The 19,118-nt window shown below is 67.4% G+C and carries 20 protein-coding genes, 1 tRNA gene and 1 pseudogene; 9 read left to right on the top strand and 13 right to left on the bottom strand.

The annotated features are described in order from the left end of the window. Positions 1 to 16: 16 nt before the first annotated feature. Complete coding sequence (locus WFH23_RS00780; RefSeq protein WP_090147447.1) at positions 17 to 625, bottom strand: GNAT family N-acetyltransferase; 609 nt, start codon at positions 623 to 625, stop codon at positions 17 to 19. Between the two features lie 5 nt (positions 626 to 630). Then, a complete protein-coding gene (galU, locus tag WFH23_RS00775; RefSeq protein WP_090146916.1) occupies positions 631 to 1,560 on the bottom strand; it encodes a UTP--glucose-1-phosphate uridylyltransferase GalU in 930 nt (309 codons plus the stop codon). Positions 1,561 to 1,635: 75 nt separating this feature from the next. Between galU and WFH23_RS00770 the strand changes: the two genes are divergently transcribed. Together WFH23_RS00770 and WFH23_RS14080 are read left to right on the top strand one after the other, a co-directional pair. Beyond that, on the top strand, positions 1,636 to 2,229 hold the full coding sequence (locus WFH23_RS00770) for a 5-formyltetrahydrofolate cyclo-ligase (protein WP_336661277.1): 594 nt from the start codon (positions 1,636 to 1,638) through the stop codon (positions 2,227 to 2,229). Positions 2,230 to 2,247: 18 nt separating this feature from the next. After that, a pseudogene (locus tag WFH23_RS14080) lies at positions 2,248 to 2,436 on the top strand (FmdB family zinc ribbon protein); the annotation flags it as partial. A 14-nt stretch (positions 2,437 to 2,450) separates the two neighbouring features. On the opposite strand, the gene WFH23_RS14075 reads toward WFH23_RS14080, so the two are convergent. From WFH23_RS14075 to WFH23_RS00730, 7 genes are all read right to left on the bottom strand, one after another. Then, positions 2,451 to 2,825 (bottom strand): hypothetical protein, encoded by a 375-nt coding sequence (locus WFH23_RS14075; RefSeq protein WP_442918683.1) that lies wholly within the window; start codon positions 2,823 to 2,825, stop codon positions 2,451 to 2,453. A gap of 24 nt (positions 2,826 to 2,849) precedes the next feature. Beyond that, positions 2,850 to 6,611 carry an AAA family ATPase gene (locus WFH23_RS00755; RefSeq protein ID WP_336661274.1) on the bottom strand — a complete coding sequence of 1,254 codons (3,762 nt, stop codon included), beginning with the start codon at positions 6,609 to 6,611 and terminating at the stop codon, positions 2,850 to 2,852. Positions 6,612 to 6,764: 153 nt separating this feature from the next. Beyond that, complete coding sequence (locus WFH23_RS00750) at positions 6,765 to 8,105, bottom strand: uracil-xanthine permease family protein (RefSeq protein ID WP_090146907.1); 1,341 nt, start codon at positions 8,103 to 8,105, stop codon at positions 6,765 to 6,767. 118 nt (positions 8,106 to 8,223) lie between these two features. Continuing rightward, positions 8,224 to 8,613, bottom strand: a complete 390-nt coding sequence (locus WFH23_RS00745; protein WP_090146904.1) for a cupin domain-containing protein — start codon at positions 8,611 to 8,613, stop codon at positions 8,224 to 8,226. Next, entirely contained in the window at positions 8,610 to 10,034 is a 1,425-nt protein-coding gene (locus WFH23_RS00740; protein ID WP_090146901.1) for an FAD-dependent oxidoreductase, read from the bottom strand. The genes WFH23_RS00745 and WFH23_RS00740 overlap by 4 nt, the downstream gene beginning before the upstream one ends. Before the next feature lie 175 nt (positions 10,035 to 10,209). Next, positions 10,210 to 10,428 (bottom strand): HPP family protein, encoded by a 219-nt coding sequence (locus WFH23_RS00735; protein ID WP_200329950.1) that lies wholly within the window; start codon positions 10,426 to 10,428, stop codon positions 10,210 to 10,212. Continuing rightward, entirely contained in the window at positions 10,425 to 11,159 is a 735-nt protein-coding gene (locus WFH23_RS00730; RefSeq protein ID WP_090146897.1) for a CYTH domain-containing protein, read from the bottom strand. Before WFH23_RS00730 ends, WFH23_RS00735 begins: the two co-directional genes overlap by 4 nt. Before the next feature lie 113 nt (positions 11,160 to 11,272). On the opposite strand from WFH23_RS00730, the gene WFH23_RS00725 reads away from it, so the two are divergent. From WFH23_RS00725 to WFH23_RS00700, 6 genes are all read left to right on the top strand, one after another. Beyond that, positions 11,273 to 11,854 carry a hypothetical protein gene (locus WFH23_RS00725; protein WP_336661273.1) on the top strand — a complete coding sequence of 194 codons (582 nt, stop codon included), beginning with the start codon at positions 11,273 to 11,275 and terminating at the stop codon, positions 11,852 to 11,854. A 263-nt stretch (positions 11,855 to 12,117) separates the two neighbouring features. After that, complete coding sequence (locus tag WFH23_RS00720; protein WP_141653199.1) at positions 12,118 to 12,354, top strand: hypothetical protein; 237 nt, start codon at positions 12,118 to 12,120, stop codon at positions 12,352 to 12,354. Further along, positions 12,347 to 12,838, top strand: a complete 492-nt coding sequence (locus tag WFH23_RS00715) for a BLUF domain-containing protein (RefSeq protein ID WP_234037102.1) — start codon at positions 12,347 to 12,349, stop codon at positions 12,836 to 12,838. The genes WFH23_RS00720 and WFH23_RS00715 overlap by 8 nt, the downstream gene beginning before the upstream one ends. Positions 12,839 to 13,079: 241 nt before the next feature. Further along, the gene (locus WFH23_RS00710; protein ID WP_336661272.1) at positions 13,080 to 13,421 is read left to right on the top strand and encodes a hypothetical protein; all 342 of its coding nucleotides are present in this window, start codon (positions 13,080 to 13,082) and stop codon (positions 13,419 to 13,421) included. Positions 13,422 to 13,606: 185 nt separating this feature from the next. After that, positions 13,607 to 13,921 (top strand): hypothetical protein, encoded by a 315-nt coding sequence (locus WFH23_RS00705; protein WP_336661271.1) that lies wholly within the window; start codon positions 13,607 to 13,609, stop codon positions 13,919 to 13,921. A 125-nt stretch (positions 13,922 to 14,046) separates the two neighbouring features. Continuing rightward, positions 14,047 to 14,214, top strand: coding sequence for a hypothetical protein (locus WFH23_RS00700; RefSeq protein WP_176698278.1), 168 nt, complete (start codon positions 14,047 to 14,049; stop codon positions 14,212 to 14,214). 214 nt (positions 14,215 to 14,428) lie between these two features. On the opposite strand, the gene WFH23_RS00695 is transcribed toward WFH23_RS00700, so the two are convergent. The 4 genes from WFH23_RS00695 to WFH23_RS00680 all read right to left on the bottom strand — a co-directional run bounded on the left by WFH23_RS00695 (position 14,429) and on the right by WFH23_RS00680 (position 17,839). Beyond that, positions 14,429 to 14,501 (bottom strand) — tRNA-Arg (locus WFH23_RS00695). Positions 14,502 to 14,729: 228 nt separating this feature from the next. Continuing rightward, entirely contained in the window at positions 14,730 to 15,491 is a 762-nt protein-coding gene (locus WFH23_RS00690; protein WP_336661270.1) for an NlpC/P60 family protein, read from the bottom strand. A 193-nt stretch (positions 15,492 to 15,684) separates the two neighbouring features. Beyond that, positions 15,685 to 17,037 (bottom strand): NADP-specific glutamate dehydrogenase, encoded by a 1,353-nt coding sequence (gene gdhA, locus WFH23_RS00685; RefSeq protein WP_090146884.1) that lies wholly within the window; start codon positions 17,035 to 17,037, stop codon positions 15,685 to 15,687. 109 nt (positions 17,038 to 17,146) lie between these two features. Then, positions 17,147 to 17,839 (bottom strand): metal-dependent transcriptional regulator, encoded by a 693-nt coding sequence (locus WFH23_RS00680; protein ID WP_200329964.1) that lies wholly within the window; start codon positions 17,837 to 17,839, stop codon positions 17,147 to 17,149. An 88-nt stretch (positions 17,840 to 17,927) separates the two neighbouring features. On the opposite strand from WFH23_RS00680, the gene serC reads away from it, so the two are divergent. Then, on the top strand, positions 17,928 to 19,046 hold the full coding sequence (gene serC, locus WFH23_RS00675) for a phosphoserine transaminase (RefSeq protein WP_336661269.1): 1,119 nt from the start codon (positions 17,928 to 17,930) through the stop codon (positions 19,044 to 19,046). The last annotated feature ends 72 nt before the right edge of the window (positions 19,047 to 19,118 follow it).

Below are 19,118 nucleotides of genomic sequence, written 5' to 3'. Positions count from 1 at the left end.
TGCGGCGCCGGAGCGCTCAGTCCCGGGATACCCTCGCGACGTAGCCAGCGCTCGCATCGCTTCGCAGAGCGACGAAGACGTCGTGATCGCGCCAGGCCCCATCGATGTGTATGTACGATTCCCTGCGCCCTTCGCGGCGCAGCCCCAGCTTCTCGACGACCCGGAGCGACGGGTCGTTCTCAGGCCGGATGCACACTTCGACGCGATGCAGGCCGAGAGCGGAGAAGAGATGATCGATCACGAGCGCCACAGCCGTCGTGGTGACGCCCCGACCGGCGACGTGCTCCGAGACCCAATAGCCGAGCTGCGACGACTGCAGGGCTCCGCCGCTGATCTCGGACACGCTGAGTTGCCCGACGACGACGCCGTCGTAGAGGATCACGAAGGGCATGCCGCTTCCGGCTCGCAACTGCCTGCGCAGGGTGCGGATCATCGGCCGCATCGACACGGATCCCGGAACGACGCTGCGACCCGATGGGTGCGTCGCCTCCCACCGCTGCAGCCAGGAGCGGTTGTCCGTAAGGAGCCTGCGCAGCGGCTCCGCATCCGCCCAGCGGATGATCCGCACGGCCACGCGACCCGACGCGAGCAGCCCCGGGTCGTCGATCTCGCGGCCGAGCGGCACCTCGGTCAGCCCTCGGAGCGCTGCTCGCGGAGGCGGTCCGCGAAGCCGATGACCCACTCGGTGATCTCGTCGCCGAGCTCTTCGTGGTCGACGCCGAGCAACACGTTCGCCTTGATCCAATCGGCGCGGTCGCCGGTGTCGTAGCGCCGCCCGCGGAAGATCACACCGTAGACGGGGCCGTCGCCCTTGCCCTCCGCCAGATAGTTCAGCGCATCGGTGAGCTGGATCTCGCCGCCGCGCCCCGGCGGCAGCTCATCGATGACGTCGAAGATCTCGGGCCGCAGCACATACCGTCCGATGATGGCGAGGTTCGACGGCGCCTCCTCGGCGGAGGGCTTCTCGATGAGCCCCGTGATGCGCACGACATCGGGATCATCCGTGGTCTCGACCGCTGCGCATCCGTACAGGTGCACTGACTCGCGCGGCACCTCCATGAGCGCGATGACCGTGGCGCCGCGGGAGTCGTGCTCCGCGATCATGCGATCGAGCAGCGGGTCGCGTGGATCGATGAGGTCATCGCCGAGCAGCACGGCGAAGGACTCGTCGCCGACGTGGCAGCGCGCGCGGCCGACTGCGTGACCGAGCCCGAGGGGCTGCCCCTGACGCAGGAAGTGCACCTCAGCGACCTCGCTCGACTCGCGCACCTTGTCGAGCTTGCCCTCGTCGCCCTTGCGCTCGAGCGAGTACTCGAGCTCGGGAACGCTGTCGAAGTGGTTGAGCAGGTTGTCCTTGTTCCGACCCGTGATGATCAGCACATCGCCCAGCCCGGCCGACGCGGCTTCTTCGACCACGTACTGAATCGCCGGCTTGTCGACGATCGGCAGCATCTCCTTCGGCATGGCCTTCGTGGCCGGGAGGAAACGGGTGCCGAGCCCTGCGGCCGGCACAACGGCCTTCGTCACCGAACGGCTGTGCTTCACCTGCGTGTCAGTCATGAGGTCAGCCTATCCTCCGCGCCCGAGGCGGCAAAGTCGTGCCGGTGGGCTCGCCTCAGACCTATGCTGAGTGCTATGTCTCAGCAGGTGCGCTCGGAGAAGATCGCGGTGCGAGCAGAAGTTCGCGCCCGACGCGCCTCGGCGTCTCCACGCGAACGCGAGCGGCGGCGCGACGCGCTCGCCGGGCAGCTCGTCGACCTGGTCTCCGACTTCGGCGCACGATCGGTGACCGCCTACGTGCCGCTCGGCAGCGAGCCCGACATCGGCGCGTTCTTGGAGTGGGCGTCGCACACGGGCGTGTGCGTGCTGCTCCCGGTGGCGCTGCCAGGTCATCGCATCGAGTGGGCGATCGACACGGGCGCCAGGATCGAGGGTCGGCACGGAATCCTCGAACCCGAGGGCCCCAGACTCGGCACCGAGGCGGCGGGCGACGTCGATCTGCTGCTCGTTCCCGCGTGCGCGGTCGACGCGAGCGGGACCCGTCTGGGGTGGGGGCTCGGGTACTACGACCGGATGCTCGCGACACTGCATCGTCGCCCACCGGTCTACGCGGTCGTCGACGACGAGGACGTGTATCCGTCCCTTCCCCGAGATGCCCACGACGTGCCCGTCGCCGGTGCGGTCACACCGACGCGCATCCTGCGTTTCGCCGACCAGCGAGAGGTGTAAGCCTGCGCCCGCGGAACCGTGCTGGCTCGGCGCTCGCGCGAGCGCGAAGAGGTATCATTGGTGCTTGTGCCTACGTACGCTTATCGCTGCTCTGAATGCGGCCACGCCTTCGATATCTATCAGGCGTTCTCCGACGCATCGCTGACCGAGTGCCCCGAGTGCGGAGGCACGCTGCGCAAGGTGTTCGGTTCACTCGGCGTGACCTTCAACGGCTCCGGGTTCTATCGCACCGATTCCCGGTCTTCCGGCAGCTCATCGGACTCCGGCGCAGGATCGGCTTCGAAGTCGTCAGGGTCGAAGTCCGACTCCGGGTCGAAGTCGGGCTCGGGATCGGGCTCGGGCTCCTCCTCCAGCGGGTCGTCCGCCGGGTCGTCGTCCAGTTGAGCCGATCGGCTACCCCCAGTGGGGCGGCCGATCTCGGCTGAGCGCCTCGTCGCGCGCCGATCGTGTTCCGGCACCGCGCGCGCCGGCCGCGCCGGGCTCGCCCCAGCCTTCCGGCAGGTCCTCAGCAGCGCGCCCGTCGAGCGGGTGCTGCGACGGATGCTGATCGACGCCGGGCGCAGCCGGACGACTGGCGCGACGAGAGCGGCGCTCACGCGGCGACTCCCCTCCGTTCGCGCTCATGCGCGATCGGATCCGGCTGCGCCCTCCCCCGCGTCGTACCCGACGATCCGCGCGATGCGCAGCGCGACCTCGTCGGGATCGGCGAAGAGATCGAAGCTCTGCACGCGGTGGTAGTGCCAGCCCAGACGACGGAGCACCGCAGGTCGCAGCCTCAGCGTGTCGCGAAGGCTGTCACCCCGGTAGTCGCCGGCGGCACCGAGGTCGAGGTCGATCGCGATCGCGCGATCCTCGAGCGACGCCGCGAGCGGAATGGCTCCGCGGTAGTCCATCGCGACGGTCAACCCGAGCGCTGCAAGCCGATCGGCGAGCTCCCCGAGCATCGGGTCCCGCTCGGCGGGCAGTGACGGCGCCTCCGGCTCCGGGTGCTCGAAGGCCAGGAGCTCCGCGAGTTCGACGACCCCGTGCTTGATGCGGGCGCGATCGAGGTCCTCCGGCTTGAAGCAGCTGACGATCGTCATCGCACGACGCGCGCGGGTCATGGCGACCGCGAGCAGGCGCTCGCCGCCCGGGCGACCGAGGCCGCCGAAGTTCGACAGCACGCGCCCGTGGGGCGTGCGCCCGAAGCCGATGGAGAAGATCACGCGATCGCGACTCTGCGCCGTCGCCTGCTCGAGCGTGAGCACTGCGAACGGCTCTGCGCGCTCGCCGAGCAGGAAGTCGCGATACTGCGGGAACTTCGAGAACGCCTGCAGCACGGCCTGATACACCCGCACCGCATGCCGCTCGCTCGCAGTGATGACCATCAGCGACTCGCCCGAGCGGTCGCTCGCGTGCTGCAGCACCAGCTGCACCACGCGTTCGACCTCGGCGTCGGTACTCTCGACCGCGCCAGTCTGCTGATCGGGGAGCCCCTGGCCGCCGCGCACGAACTCGTACGTCAGGCTCGAGTGGTTGAGGAAGCTTCCGGCCCAGGGCAGCGACTGAATCGCCCCGCCGTAGAAGCGGCTGTTCACCAGGTTCGTGAGGTCTTCGCCGCCGGCCCGATAACTGCGGGTGAGCGTCAGGGTCGGCAGCACCTCGCCGAGCTGCGCGAATGCCGAGCTGCGGTGCAGTGCGTCGGCGTCGACCGCTTCGCGCTCTTCATCCGACGCGCCCACGGCGATGTCGAAGTGCGAGGGCGTCTGCGTCATGGTGTCGCCGAAGGCGATGACCTGGTCCGCGCGTCGAATGGCGCCGAGGTTCTCGGCGAGCGTCGTCGCTCCAGCATCGACCACCACCGCGGCGTCGAAGCGCATCGAGTCGGGCAGCATGGCGACCTCGTACGGCGACATCGTCCACACGGGGGCGAGCACGCCGAGCAGGTTGGGAGCCCGCTGGGCGAGCGACTGCGGCGAGACGTATCCACTGCGCAGCGCCTCCCGCATCGCGAGAGCCTCCTGCTTGAAGTCAAGCACCGCGATGCGCCACGAATCGGCGAGCGAGGCTGCGAGCAGCGCACCGTTCGCTCCCGCGTGCGCGTCGTCGACGAGGCGGAAGTCGGCCTCGAGTCGTTCGATGACGCTCGTGTTCGCGCTCAGCAACGCCTCATTGCTCTGCAGCATGCGTTCGAGCGCGGATTGCCACCAGGCCAGTTCGAGCTCGTCGGCGACGTCTTCAGCTGGCACGTGGCGCGCTGAGAGGTCGTCGAGGAGGGGCTCGAGGTGCGCCGAACGCATGCGCTCGACGATGGCGGTGCGCTCCTGGATGTTCTGCAGCACCTCGGACTCGCGGGCGAGATCCGAAATGCGGCTCGCGAGCCGGGCGAGCGACTGCGTCTTCAGCCGATCGGCGTCCGCCGTGGTGCCGAGCACGCGATCGAGCGCGTCGAGATCTTGGTACGCCGACTGGAAGGCGACGACGACATCCGAGATGCCGAGCGGAACCTCCGGGCGGGCTCCGACCACCGTCGTGTATCGCTGCCAGAGCACGCGCTGCTGCTGGATCTGCACGAGTCGCGAGTACATGTCGGAGATGTGCACCCCGGGTCGCACGTACTCGCGGGCGAGCTTGCGGAGCCGTCGCTTGTTCGCCGCCGACATCTCGTCTTCCCCCCGCGGGGCGTGCGCGGCGATGACCTCGGTGAGCGACCGGTCGTACACCTCGGGAGTGAAGCGGTCGAGGGTCTCCCGGATGCCCATGAGCAACCGGAGGTAGACGCCGAGCTCGGCGATCGTCTCGTACGGGCGCATCGACGTCTGGCCGATGAGCTCGTTCGACATCGAGATCAGACGCGGCAGCTGGGACTCGGCGAGATCCACCGCCGTACCGTAGGCCGAGCGCGCCTCCTCGGTCGTGCTGAAGCTGACGCCGTACCAGGGCGAATCCTCCGGGCCGTACTGGAACTGCCCCAATCGTGCGACCTCGGTGAGCGCTTCGGCGACCGAGGATCGATCGAGGGTGAGCTGGCCGAGGGCCTGGTCGTCGAGCCGCACCGTCGTACTCGGCGGCCGCTCCTCGAGCGACAGGGCGGTGAGCCTGCGCAGCGCGTCGAGCGGCGAGACGCCGAAGCGCTCGTCGGGTGTGGAGAGCGCCGTCTGATAGTCGAGCAGCACGCCGCGCAGTCGCACCAGTGCTTCATCGACGTCGCGCAGTTGCTCAGTTCGGGCGTTCTCGTTCCGGCTGATCGACTCGACCAGATTGCGCCGCAGACGGCGCGGGCTGACCGAGAGACCGGCGAGACCCACACGGGCCAACCGGTGCGTGATGCCGTCGAGCGTCGCGCGCCGCGGGGAGACGACGAGCACGCGCTTGCCAGCGCGCACGAGGTTGCCGATCGCGTTCACGACGGTCTGCGTGCCGCCGGTGCCCGGGAGAGTGTGCACGACGAGCGAATGGCCGGCGTCGATCTGCGCGAGCACATCGTCCTGCTCCGCGTCAGCGTCGTAGAGGGTCCGATCAGTATCGGGCGACCGCTCATCGGGCGGCGTCGCCGAGACGGGGCGATAGGTCGCGGCGAGCTGACGTTTCGCCGGTTCGTTCCCGCAGACCGCAGCGAGCACGGGTGACGTCAGGTCCTTCGCGTCGGCCACCATCGACTGGGCGACATTGTGGAACGACGAGACGACGAGGCGCGGCTGCACCACGAACCCCGGCACCCCGGCCGCCATCTGCCGCAACCGATCGATCACGGGCTGGGGCTTGAAGACGCCCTCCGACTGCGACAGCTCGATGAGGGAGCGCGCATCGACGCTGATGCCGAACTGCTCGCGCATCGCGCGGATCAACTCGGAGTTCACCACGGGGAACTGCTTCAGCTTGAGCTCGAAGTCACGACCGTAGCGACGGATGGCGAGCGGGCGCAGCAGCACCGGCGCGCAGAACTCTTCGCCCTCGAATTCCCACTTCGCGATCCCGACACCCAGGTTGACGGTCTCGAGCCCACGGACGGTGCGCATCTCGATCGCCTTGTCGGTGACTCGGCCGGCGGCCTTGCGGGCGTGCCGCAGGGCGAGATCGTCACGGATGAGCGCGGAGAGGAGGATCTTATTGCCCGTGATGAACTGCGGGAGCCCGCCGGGGTGGGTCGTCGAGAGCTCGATGCGGTTGAACGGTCGATCATCGAAGTGCAGCAGGGCGTTCTTCCCGCCGATGCTGGCGAGCTCGCGCCGCCAGTCGGCGTGCTCGTCGGCGTACACGTCGACGAGCGATACCGGTCCGCTCAGCTCGGCTGCGAGATCGGGCTCATCACGGGGCGCCGGGGAAGGCGCCTTGGCGAGCGCGCCCTCGTTCACCGGCTGCTCCGCGACGTTCTGCGTCTGCGCCGCCGCTTCCGAGTCCACGCCGTTCGCGCGCGTGGAAGATGACTCGGCGCTCTCCGCGCCGCGGCCCTTTTCAGGTCGCCGTAACCGATCTACACTCCACACACCGCCACCCTACGCAGAACTCCCGGGAATCCGCGCTGATTCCCCGGAGTTTCGCGGCGCGTCGCCGTCTCAGTCGCGCGTTGCGCCCGTCACGACAGGATCAGCCACCTGCACTTCACCGCCGCGCAGCTTCGCGAGCCCGCGCATGAGGTGGTAGACGGCCACAGCGGCGATCGTTCCGAGCGCGATGCCGTTGAAGAGCACCGACCCGACCTGGAGGGTGAAGTCCGCGATCCCGACGATGAGGGGCACTGCGGCCGAGAACTGATTGATCGGCTTCGAGAAGTCGACGCCGTTATCGATCCAGATCTTCACTCCGATGAGGCCGATGAGGCCGTAGAGCGCGACCGTCACACCGGCGAGCACACCGGAGGGCACCGAGAAGATGAGCTCTCCGACCTTTGGAGAGAAGCTCAGCAGCACCGCGAAGAGCCCGGCGACCCAGTAGGCGGCAGTGGAGTAGACGCGCGTGGCGGCCATGACGCCGATGTTCTCGCCGTACGTGGTCGTGCCAGATCCTCCCCCGAACCCGGCCAGCATCGTCGACACCCCGTCGGCGAGCAGCGCGCGCCCGGTGAGCGGATCGAGATCCCGTTTCACCATGAGCCCGACACTCTTGACGTGGCCGACGTTCTCCGCGATCAGCACGAGCACGACCGGCAGGAACGCTGGGAGCAGGCCCCAGAGCGTCGGATCGGCGAACGGGTTGCCGACCGCATGGAACGACGGCAGACCGAGCCACGGGGCATCGCCGACCTTCGAGAAGTCGATCTCCCCCATGAGGGCCGCAGCGACGTAGCCGACGACCATGCCGAGCACGATGGAGAGACGGCCGAGCAGCCCGCGGAACAGCACCGTGATGAGCAGCACCGCGGTGATCGTGATGAGCGCCACCCACCCGGAGAGCTCTGTGGCGTTCCAGTTGTTCTTCACGGCGGGCGCGAGGTTGAAGCCGATGAGGGCGACGATGGCTCCCATCACCACCGGCGGCATCAGCGCGTTGATCCATCGAGAACCGAAGCGGTGCACGATCAGTCCGACGATGGCCATGAGCACGCCGATGGCGAGGATGCCGAACGATGCCCGGCCGAGATCCGGATTCTCGGGATCGCCGCCGGCGGTCGCGGCGAGAATCGGCGCGATGAACGCGAACGAGGAGCCGAGGTAGCTCGGCAGGCGATTACCGGTGATCAGCAGGAAGAGCAGCGTGCCCAGCCCTGAGAAGAAGAGCGTGGCGGTGGGGCTGAAACCGGTCAGCAGCGGCACCAGGAACGTGGCGCCGAACATGGCGACGACGTGCTGCGCTCCGAACCCGATGGTACGCAGCCAGCTCAACCGCTCCTCGGGGAGGACGATCGCTTCCGGGGCGACATGCGTGCCGTCTCCGTGCTGCTTCCAGGTCAATGCCATCGGGGCTCCTCAGGGGTTCCGGATCGCGAAGAGCCGCACGGCCACCCCTTCGAGCGCACAGCCAAGCACATATCCTAGTGCTCAGCGAGCGCTCAGCTTTCCATGGACCGGGGTTCCCCTACGCGTCCGACCCGGCGGCGACGTACACCTTGCGAATGTGGTCGGCGACCGTCCAACGCGTCCGCGTTCCAGCGACGAGCCGCATGACGTCTCCTGCGGCCACCTCGACGACGCGACCGGACTCCTCCGGCGAACCGGGCACCTCGAGCAGCTCGATCGAAGCGCCGCCGCTCAGCACGACGAAGATCTCGTCGACCTCGGTGTCGGTGACGGTTCCGCCGCGGAGCTCCCAGATGCCGAGCTCGGCGTCGCCGATGAGCCCGAGCTCCGCGATGCCCTGTTTCGGGCTGCCTGCCACGGTGTCTTCGGCGTCCACCGGATCGAGTGCGACATCGACCCGGGCGCCCTGCACGGAGACGTTGCGGCCGTCGGGAAGCAGCGCGTTCACGAGTCGAACCCGAATCCGACGGCGTCCATCGTCTTCAGGAAGAGATTCCGCTTGCCGCCGTTGTGGTCGGCGCGGTCGAAGGACCAGCGGAAGAGGTTGACGCCGATCGACGCCGCCGGCTCCGGCGGGAAGGGCAGCGGCATCTGCTTCACCATCTCGAGCTCGGTGCGCTCAGTGACGCGGCCCTCGAAGCGATCCACCATGACGTCCGCCGCGAAGTGCGTCGCGCCCACGCCGAGGCCGGTGAATCCGGACACGTACTGCACCCTGCCGCCGTGCGCCTGCCCGAAGAACGCGCAGAACCGGGTGCTCGAGTCGATCGCTCCGGCCCACCGATGGGAGAACTTGACGCCTGCGAGCTGGGGGAACGTGGTGAAGAAGTGACTCGCGAGCTTCCGATGGCTCTCCATGCGGTCTTCGTACTCCCGCTTGATGCGGCCGCCCGCGTGATACACCGCGTCGTAGCCTCCCCAGAGAATGCGGTTGTCCTTCGTGAGCCTCGAGTAGTGGAACTGGTTCGCGAGGTCTGAGAGCCCCTCTCGCCCCTCCCATCCGATCGATGCCAACTGCTCGTCGGTGAGCGGCTCCGTCATCAGCACGTAGTCGTAGACCGGAATCGTGTGGAAGCGGTAGCGCTTCAACAGTGACGGGAACACGTTGGTGCACAGCGCGACGCGCTCTGCGACGACGGCGCTGCCGTTCGCGATGGTCAGGCGAATCGGCTCTTCGGCAGAACCGTCGAGCTTCTCCACCGGGGAGCCCTCGTAGATCTCGACGCCGATCGAGGCGGCGTGCCGCGCGAGTTCGAGCGCGAGTTTCGCGGGATGGATGTTCGCATTCTCGCTCGGCGAGAACTCACCGCCGAGGAAGGTCGGCGAGGCGATGCGCCGCTGCACGGCTTCCTGATCGAGGGTGACGACGTGCTCGTCCTCGCTCTCGCCGAGCCAGTCGAGCTGGTAGGCCTCGTTCGCCACCGATAGAGCGCCGTTGCGCTCGAAGTCGACATCGAGATTGTGCTCGTTCACGAAGCGCTCGATCGCGTCGAGGTTCTCGTAGCCGATGCGACGGAGCGTGCCCGTCTCGTTCGGCCACCGCGATTCCGCGTTGGGCTCGCCGTGCGTGATGCTCGCCTCGCAGAACCCGCCGTTGCGACCGGAGGCCGCCCAGCCGACCCGAACCGCCTCGATGAGCACGACACGGCGATCCGGGTGCTCGGTCTTGAGCTTGATCGCCGTCCACAGCCCGGAGAATCCACCTCCGACCACGGCGTCGTCGACCTGCTGGTCTCCGCTGAGCTCGGGGTGCCTCGGAGCCTGCGCCTCCACGTCATCCGTCCAGAAGCAGGAGAACTTCGTGTCGGCGAGCGAGTCGTCGATCACTTTCGTGTCGGGCGTGCGGGTTTCAAAAATGGTGGGGTGCATGGATTCCTCGTCCTCGATGTCCGTCTCGATCCTCGCACACTCCGGCTGAGGTGTACACCATCATTCGTGAAGTGAATCTACGCGATCCGGCAAATTCTCACCGAATGCGCTCGATTCCGCAATCGAGATGGCAATATCACTGCGAAATCAGCAAACGCTTGCAGCAGCTCCCTGCTCAGGACCGGTCAGCCGGCGGCTTCATGATGGCACCCGTCGCGAGCCCCATCGCGAGACCGGCCGGAAGCCAGAGCCAGAACTGCGTCAGCGCGCCGAGCACCACGCCCATGATCAGCCCCATGACGAGCCCGACGATGATCTGTTTGCGCCGCGCGCCGGGCGACGGCGGCTCGGATGGCGATCTGTCGCGATCGCCTCGATCCGGGGTGTTCCTCATTCTGCAGCTCCTTCGGTTCGGGAATCAGCGCGCGCATCAGCAGCGGCTCGATCCGCCCGGTCGAGTGCTTCGAGCGCGACGATCCGATCCGCGCCAGCACCCGAACGTCGCGCCGCGTCGACGAGGCGGCCCGTTGCGCGCGCGATCTTCGCCAGACTGAGCGACGGCGCCGCCCCTGCGGCGAGCAGCACAGGTTCGACGACGTCGAGAGCGCTGGCCGGGGCACCGGGAAGAAGTTCGGCCTCCCACTCGCGCCAGGCGCGCGCGACACCCTCGACACGGTCGAACGCCTCGACTCGATCATCCGCGAGCTCGACGAGCTCTGCACCGGCGGCGTCGCTGAGCACGACGACGGTGCGCTCCGTGCTGAGCTCAGCGATCGGCGAGACCGCGTCAGCTGCACCGCCGATCCGCTCACGCAGCTCCGAACGCACTCCCTCGGGCATGGCGTCGCTCAGCGGCCAGAAGAGCTCCCGCACACCATCCTCACCCCGTTGCTTCAGGTGCCACCCCGCATCCGACCCGCCGCGCCGCACGCGAAGCGCGAGGTCGCGCCTCGCGAGATCTGAATCGCTGGTGTCGAAATAGATCGCCGAGAGCTCGTACGTGATCGGCGCCTCGGCACGCAGCCCCGCCTCTTCGAATGCCGCATCGGGAGGCAGCAGGAGATCCGCCGCGACATCGTACTTGCGCTCGACTTCGAGCGATTGCTGACCGGCGTTCTGACTCATTCCTACAGTCTATGTCGCCGCTCTCGCACGGATCGGAGAGCCTCGTCGAACGGATCGTCCGGCTGCTGGTGCGCCCGATGGATCGCGCATCGCGCCGGCGTTACACTGTGCGGGTGTCCGAGTCACCCGAGCCGCGAGCGACAACCGTGCCACCCGAGTTCGTCGCCGCGGTCGAGCGCGCGCGGGCCGCGTGCAGCGCGACCGCGCAACGCCTCGCGGCATCGAGGGTTCCGCGGGAGTTCTTAGCGGAGTACGTGCCGCCCCGTCGCGGCTTCTTGCGCATGAAACCGGGAGTGATGCGTCCGATCGGCGAGGTCTGGCGCATCGGATCGTTGCTGCTCGCCGACTCGGGTTCGCTCTACGGGCTCGGACAGGCGACACGCGCCGCGGAGCGCGGGCGCCCTGGCTACCAGTCGGTCTCCCGGGAGGAGCGGCGGGAGATCGCCGCCGCCGCGCTGCGCGGCGGGTATGCCGTCGGGGAGGCCGTCAACTTCGACGCGACGCCCATCCCACTCGACGCCGATGCGCCAGCGACTCATTCGGCGCTTTCGGGTGACGGACTCCTCGGTTACGCCTCCGGAGAGATCCGCGTGCGATGGAAGGCCGGCGCACCCCTCTCGGGTGCACCGGCCCTCAGCTCGTTTCTCACCGAACGCGCGGACCTGCTGATCAATCCGCCCTTCAGCGGCGGATGATCGCCCCTCGGTCGCCACGTTCCAATTGCCCGTCAGGGCCACCTGGCTGATGCCCGTCGCACGCGGGACGTCGCGTGCGACGGGCGGAACGCTGGCCGAGAGCACGGGGCACGAATCGGTGGAATCCGATCCGAACAAACCGTGCGCGCCCCCGTAGAACACGACCGCCTCGGATACACTGTCCCGGCGGCCCCGGCACATGACGTGCCTGTCCTGGCATCAGCTTGATGCCGCGCATGAAGGTCGCGGAAAGGCTCAGATCCATGAGCACCATCAGTTCCGCACACGCCGACATCATCTGGGCGGAGGTGGAGCACGGCTTCTATGTGGGAAGCCGGAGCGGAGAATTCCTCGGCTACATCGACGTAGAGACCGAGACACGACACGTTGTCTGCGACATGTATTCCCAGGCCGTGGGCGAATACGCCTCGCTCTCAGAAGCCATGCTCGCCCTCGAAGCCCTGCACCTCTCACCAGAAGGGGCGATCACCGTTGCTTGAGCCTCAGTCCACCACCGGCGGCGTGCCCCTCCCCGACGGAGCACTCCGCTCACTCGTCTACTCGAGCGAGGCGGTCTCCCGCTTCTACCAGGCCGACCTCGATCAGCTCCTGCTCGAAGCGCGGGCGCACAACGCGGCGGCCGGGATCACCGGCATCCTGCTCTACCGGAACGATCAGTTCATCCAGTTCCTCGAGGGCCCCCCGGAAGCGGTCGACGCTCTCACCGAACGCATCCGGCGGGATGCGCGCCACACCAACGTGCGCGTGCTCATCGACGAGTTCACGCTCGAACGGCAGTTCGACGACTGGACGATGGGATACCAGCCGTTGAAGAACCAGTCGTCCTCGGCGCTTCCCGGATTCCGGGACTCGTTCGCCGACATCGCCGCTGCACCCGACGAGTTCACCACCGGTCGCGCAGCGAAAGAACTCGCCCTGTGGTTCCGCGTGCGGGCCGGAAAGCCCTCGCGGACCGCCGCCTAACCACGCCTTCCGCGGTGCGCAGCCCCTTCGAGCTTCACAGCGCGGAGGGGCTGTCCTTCTGCCACGGCGCCTCCCCCGTTCCGGTGCGCGCCTTCCGCTGCTCGGCTGCTCCGCTGCTCGACTGCTCCGCTGCTCGACTGCTTCGCTGCTTCGCCCAGCGCCTCAGCATTTCCCCCTCCCGGGGGATGTGCCCTGTTCGGCGCCACCGTAGATTCGTGAGCACCACGAATGGAGGGCACACATGGACGAGAACCACTCGAAACCCGCAGCGCAAGACGAGCACACCGGTCTTGCGATCGGCATGTCGCTCGGCGTGAGCCTCGGCGTCGTACTCGGAATCACGCTCGACAACCTCGCCCTGTGGTTAGGGGTCGGGATCGCACTCGGCCTTGTGGCCGGCATGTTCGTCGACGAGAATCGCAAGAAGCGCACAGCGGCGGGGCCGGTGAAAACCGTCGACGGATCGACGTTCACGCTCATCGCGCGGAAGCACCCGGAGCCGGGACAGCGCAGCCACTACTGGTTGGGCGACAGCGGCCAGGAGATCGAGCTCACGGACACGGAAGCAGCAGAGCTGCTCTGAGCCGCCTGACCCAGCGGGCGGCTGCGCGGTGGGCGCCTCTCCGCGCCCGACTAGCTTCGAGGAGCCCGACGAAGGAGACCACGACTGCGTCAATGGAGAGCACGAGGGAGATGAGCTCCATAGGACAGGATTGTGATCACTTCCTTCCCTGGAGCGAGCTGCAAAGAATGATTACACCAACGCGAGTGACACTAGCAAACGAGTACGGTTTCACCCTGCCTGTGACGGCCTACGACGATGACGGGGAACTCATCCACAACGTGAAGGCGCTGTTCAGCCCTGCTCTCGACTCACGGCTTCGGGCGTGGGCCGCACGCTTCAACGATGATTACGGCTACGAGTCGGGCTGGCCGTCGTTGGTCGCGTGCCGAGAGGCGTATATGGAAGGTCTTGAGCTCTGTGATTTGGTGAAAGAAGAACTGAGCGGAACCACCGTGTCCTATGAGTTTTGGGAAACGCGTGTCCAGGGGAAGACCCGGTCGCTCGACGAGCTTCGGTAGGACAGGAGGTGAAGCCGCGCATTGTACGAGGGAGCCAACGAATCGCGCAGTGGCGCCCTGAACCCCCTCGGATCTCCGTCGCGCGGGGGAAGTGGCCATGCGCTTCGCCGCATAACGTTGAAGGCATGAGCAGCGCCGAGCAGAAACGACTCAACTGGTGGGCCGCGGTCATCGGATTCGGAATGATCCTGCCGATCGCCTGGCTGTCGTTCGACAACTTCACCTCGGCGATCATCATGGCCGGCGCGGCTGCGATTGCCGGCCTGTTCTTATTCCCGGTCAAAGCGCGCTGATTCATCGTCCCTCACCTCGCCACTCGCGCGGCGGAACCCCGTGTGCGGAAGCGGGATGCGTGACGAAGTCACCCTTTTCCGGAGAGATGCTCGACGGAGGAGTCGAACTCACAGTCGTCGCGGAGAACCTCGGTCACGCCAACACGACAACACTTCAACAGCTGTACGCGCACGCTACGGAGGAGAGGGCGCTACAGATCAATCTTCTCGAGGGTGCCCCGGATAGGAATCGAACCTACGACACCTTCTTTAGGAGAGAAGTGCTCTATCCACTGAGCTACCGGGGCGCTGGGCCGGAAAGCGGCCCATGCGATTCTAGCGCACGGACGCCCTGAGACTCCCCCGCGCCCCGCGCCCCACCTGGGAGCGGGGTCGATCTTCGTGCGTGTCGACCATGCAACACGCACGAAGATCGACCCCGCTCGCAGATTGGAAGGGGTGCGGTCGGCTAGGCGGGCGCGAACACGCAAAACGGGCGAGGTCGAAACCCCGCCCGTTTGCACACACGAATCGTCTTAGCCGAAGCGAACCACCGTCAGGCCCGACTCGCCGCCAGGAGCGATCGGCCCGATGCGGGTGGTGCCACCCCATCCGCCGTGCACGGCCTGGCCGTTGCCGATGTAGACGCCGACGTGCTGGCCCGGGAACACGAGGATGTCGCCGGGAGCGTAGTTGCCGCTTCCCACGATCGTTCCGCCGAGCGCGGTGTACTCGTGCACCTGCGTACCGAGGTCACCAGCAGGGATGCCGACAGCGCGCAGCGACTTCTCCACGAGCGCGGTGCAGTCCTGGTTCACACCGAGCTGCGCGAGCGCTGCATCGACGATGCCCTGTGCGCCGCTTCCGGCAGGAACGTCGCCGCCCTGGGGAGCGGAGGGGTCCGGAGCCGAAGCTCCTGCGGCACCCGCGGGGGCAGCTGCGGCGTTCTGGGCAGCGGCGCGATCCGCTGCCTCCTGCTTCGCCTTCGCCTCGTCTTCAGCCTTCTTGGCTGCGGCTGCCTCTTCAGCGGTCGCTGCCTCGTCGCTGCCGGCGGGCGTCTCGCCCACGGCTACGACGGTCTCGGCATTGTTCGTTTGCAGCGTCTGCGCGGCGAGGAACCCGTCGGGGAGCCCCTCGGGTGCCGGGCTCGTCGCATATGCCGGAAGCGAGAAGGTGCCGACCATGCCCAGGCTCAGTGCTGCTGCGCCGGCCATCTGTACGATCCGCTTCGCTCGCGACGGGGTCCGTCCGACGAGCTCGCTCGGAAGCACGACGTCCGTGCTGGAGTGCTGAGTCACGTGTATATCTGCCTTACTGTTGCCAACTGGTGTCTGCGTCAGGTGCAGCCCGTGCGGGCCGCGACCGTTCAAGGGTAACCGAACATCACGAATATGTCACGCTCAGGTCACGAAACCTTCAAGTACCGCTGAAACGTGCGGCAGTCGGGGCCAATGAGCGACTCACAATAGCTCGACGCCGAGAGATCGCGGCTCAGATCACACCCTGCGCCAGCATGGCGTGCGCCACCGTTTCGAACGCGGCGGAATTCGCACCGAGCACGTAGTCGCCTGGGCGACCGTACCGCACCGATGCGTCGTACGCGGAGGCGTGAACGTCCCGCATGATGTCGCGCAGACGCGACTCGCTCTTGTCGCGATCCCACCGCGAACGCGCGGCGTTCTGGCTCATCTCGAGCGCCGACGTCGCCACCCCTCCCGCATTGGCCGCCTTGCCCGGCGCGAAGAGCACGCCGGCTTCGCGGAACAGGGCCACGGCCTCCGGTGTGGCCGGCATGTTCGCGCCCTCGGCGACCGCGCGCAGCCCTCCGGCGATGAGCGAACGCGCGTGCTCGGCGTCGAGTTCGTTCTGAGTCGCGCACGGGAATGCGAGCTCCCCCTTGACGTCCCAGACCGAACCGGTCGCGACGAAGTGCGCGCCGGGACGGCGTTCCGCGTAGACGGAGATGCGAGACCGCTCGACCTCTTTGACCTGCTTCAGCAGATCGACGTCGACGCCGGCCTCGTCCACGATGTACCCGCTCGAATCGGACGCCGTGATCGCGGTGCCGCCGAGCTGCTGAATCTTCTCGATCGCATAGGTCGCGACATTGCCTGAGCCCGAGACGACGGCGCGGCGACCCTCGATCCCGTCACCAGCGCGCAGCAGCATCTCCTCGGCGAAGAAGACCGCGCCGTAGCCCGTGGCCTCGGTGCGCACCTCGGCCCCGCCCCACCCGAGACCCTTGCCCGTCAGCACCCCGGCTTCGTAGCGCTGCGTGATGCGGCGGTACTGCCCGAAGAGGTAGCCGATCTCGCGGCCGCCGACGCCGATATCGCCCGCCGGAATGTCGGTGTGCTCGCCGATGTGGTGCACGAGCTCGGTCATGAAGCTCTGGCAGAAGCGCATGACCTCGGCATCGCTCTTGTCGCTCGGGTCGAAGTCCGATCCTCCCTTGCCGCCGCCGATGCGCTGCGACGTGAGGGCGTTCTTGAAGATCTGCTCGAAGCCCAGGAACTTCACGACGGAGAGATTCACGCTCGGGTGGAAGCGCAGTCCCCCTTTATAGGGGCCGAGCGCGGAGTTGAACTGCACGCGATACCCGCGGTTGACGTGCACCCGACCCGCATCATCGGTCCAGGGCACCCGGAAGATGAGCTGACGTTCGGGCTCGACGAGCCGTTCCAGGATTCCCGCCTCGATGTACTCGGGGTGCTCGGCGAGTACCGGCTCGAGCGTCTCGAGCACCTCGCGCACCGCCTGCAAGAACTCGGGCTCCGCAGAACTGCGCCTGCGGACGGTCTCGGCGACGGCTCGCAGGTGGGCTTCAGGGGTAAGCAACGTCAATGTCGACTCCTCGGTCTCAGTACCTTGTGGATCGGCCCGGTCTGGGCAGATCAGATTGCACCCGCATTCCGGCCCAACCGCACTGCTGCGGCGAAGGAATGAGGGGTCGTCAGATCGAGACGAAGATGTGCGCAGCGACCTCGGTCGGCAGGTCGATCGCTTCGCTCGAACCCTCGACTTCGACGTGCACGGTGTGCCCGCTGCGGCTGAAGGAGGCCCGGTTCCCGGGCAGGACGCCCGCTGCCGCGAGCTGTTCGAGCAGCTCCGGGTCGACCTGGAGGGGTTCGGCCAGTCGCTTGATGCGCGCGACGACGGCCACCTCGGGATCGATGAGCAGCTCGGTCAGCCCCGTGACTCCGGTCTGGAAGGACCCGGCGCGCACGGCGCCAAGCTCTTCGAGCCCGGGGATCGGGTTTCCGTACGGCGACTCCGTGGGATTGCCGAGGATGCCGAGCAGCTTCCGCTCGACCTGCTCGCTCATCACGTGCTCCCACCGGCACGCCTCCTCGTGGACATACGCCCACTCGAGCCCGATGACATCGGCGAGGAGTCGCTCTGCAAGACGATGCTTGCGCATCACGTGCACGGCTTTGCTCCGACCCGGGATCGTCAGTTCGAGACGGCGATCGTCCGTGACGACGACGAGGCCGTCACGCTCCATGCGACCGACGGTCTGCGAGACGGTCGGACCCGAATGACCGAGCCGCTCGGAGATGCGCGCACGCAGGGGGACGATCCCTTCTTCTTCGAGCTCCAGAATCGTGCGGAGATACATCTCGGTCGTGTCGATCAGGTCCGTCATCGCCGTCCTTTCGGGTCCACCGTCCAGTTTAGGGCATCCTGACCCGGCGGAGCGGGTCGCGAAGCACGCGCTCGATAGAATTGCGCTCATGGCTGACATCACGATTCCCACTGAGCTCCTGCCCGCCGACGGACGATTCGGGTGCGGCCCATCCAAGGTGCGCGACGAGCAGCTCGCTTTCCTCGGTTCGCTGCAGCCCGGAGTTCTCGGCACCTCGCACCGCCAGGCTCCTGTGAAAGATCTCGTGGGAAGCGTCCGCTCTGGCCTCACCGATCTGTTCCGCGCGCCGGACGGGTACGAGATCCTGCTCGCGAACGGCGGTGCGACCACGTTCTGGGATTCGGCAGTGCACTCGCTCATCGAGCACCGCAGCCAGCACCTGACCTTCGGCGAGTTCGGGGCGAAGTTCGCGAAGGCGGCGAGCTCTGCGCCGTTCCTGGCGGAGCCCGACGTGCGAGCAGCGGATGCCGGTTCGCGATCCACCGCTGAGGCAGTCGCGGGAGTCGACGTGTACGCGTACCCGCACAACGAGACCTCGACGGGCGTGATGGCCCCGGTGCAGCGAGTGGCGGGCGATCCCGGCGCCCTCACGGTGGTCGATGCGACCAGCGGCGCCGGCGGCATCGATTTCGATGCGAAGGAGGTGGATGTCTACTACTTCTCCCCGCAGAAGAACTTCGCCTCGGATGGAGGAATCTGGTTCGCCCTCGTCTCCCCCGCCGCGATCGAGCGGATCGAGCGCGTCACGGCGTCAGGCCGGTACATTCCGGAGACCCTCAATCTCGCGGGTGCCATCGAGAACTCGCGGAAGAATCAGACGCTCAACACCCCGGCGCTCGCGACGCTCGGCATGATGGACGAGCAAGTGCGCTGGATCAACGCCAACGGCGGTCTCGGGTGGGCTGCCGCCCGCACCGCCGAGTCGTCCGGGGTGCTGTACGAGTGGGCCGACCGCACCTCGGTCGCGACCCCCTTCGTTTCCGATCCGGATCATCGCTCGCAGGTCGTCGTCACGATCGACTTCGATGACACCGTGGATGCCGCAGCGATCTCAAGCGCGCTCCGCGCCAATGGCGTGGTGGATACCGAGCCGTACCGCAAGCTGGGGCGCAACCAGCTGCGCATCGCGACGTTCACCGCGATCGATCCGGATGACGTGCGCGCGCTCGTCGCATCGATCGATTACGTGCTCGATCGCCTGAGCTGACGCTCGCAGACCGAAGGGCCCGGATCAAGGGGGAGTCTCCGGGCCCGACGGGAAGCGGTGGCCACGATCGCC

It is taken from the genome of Leucobacter sp. USHLN154 (assembly GCF_037145595.1).
Classification (GTDB): domain Bacteria; phylum Actinomycetota; class Actinomycetes; order Actinomycetales; family Microbacteriaceae; genus Leucobacter; species Leucobacter alluvii.
Note: the sequence above shows the minus strand (reverse complement) of the source record. Positions and strands in the feature narration are given on the sequence as shown.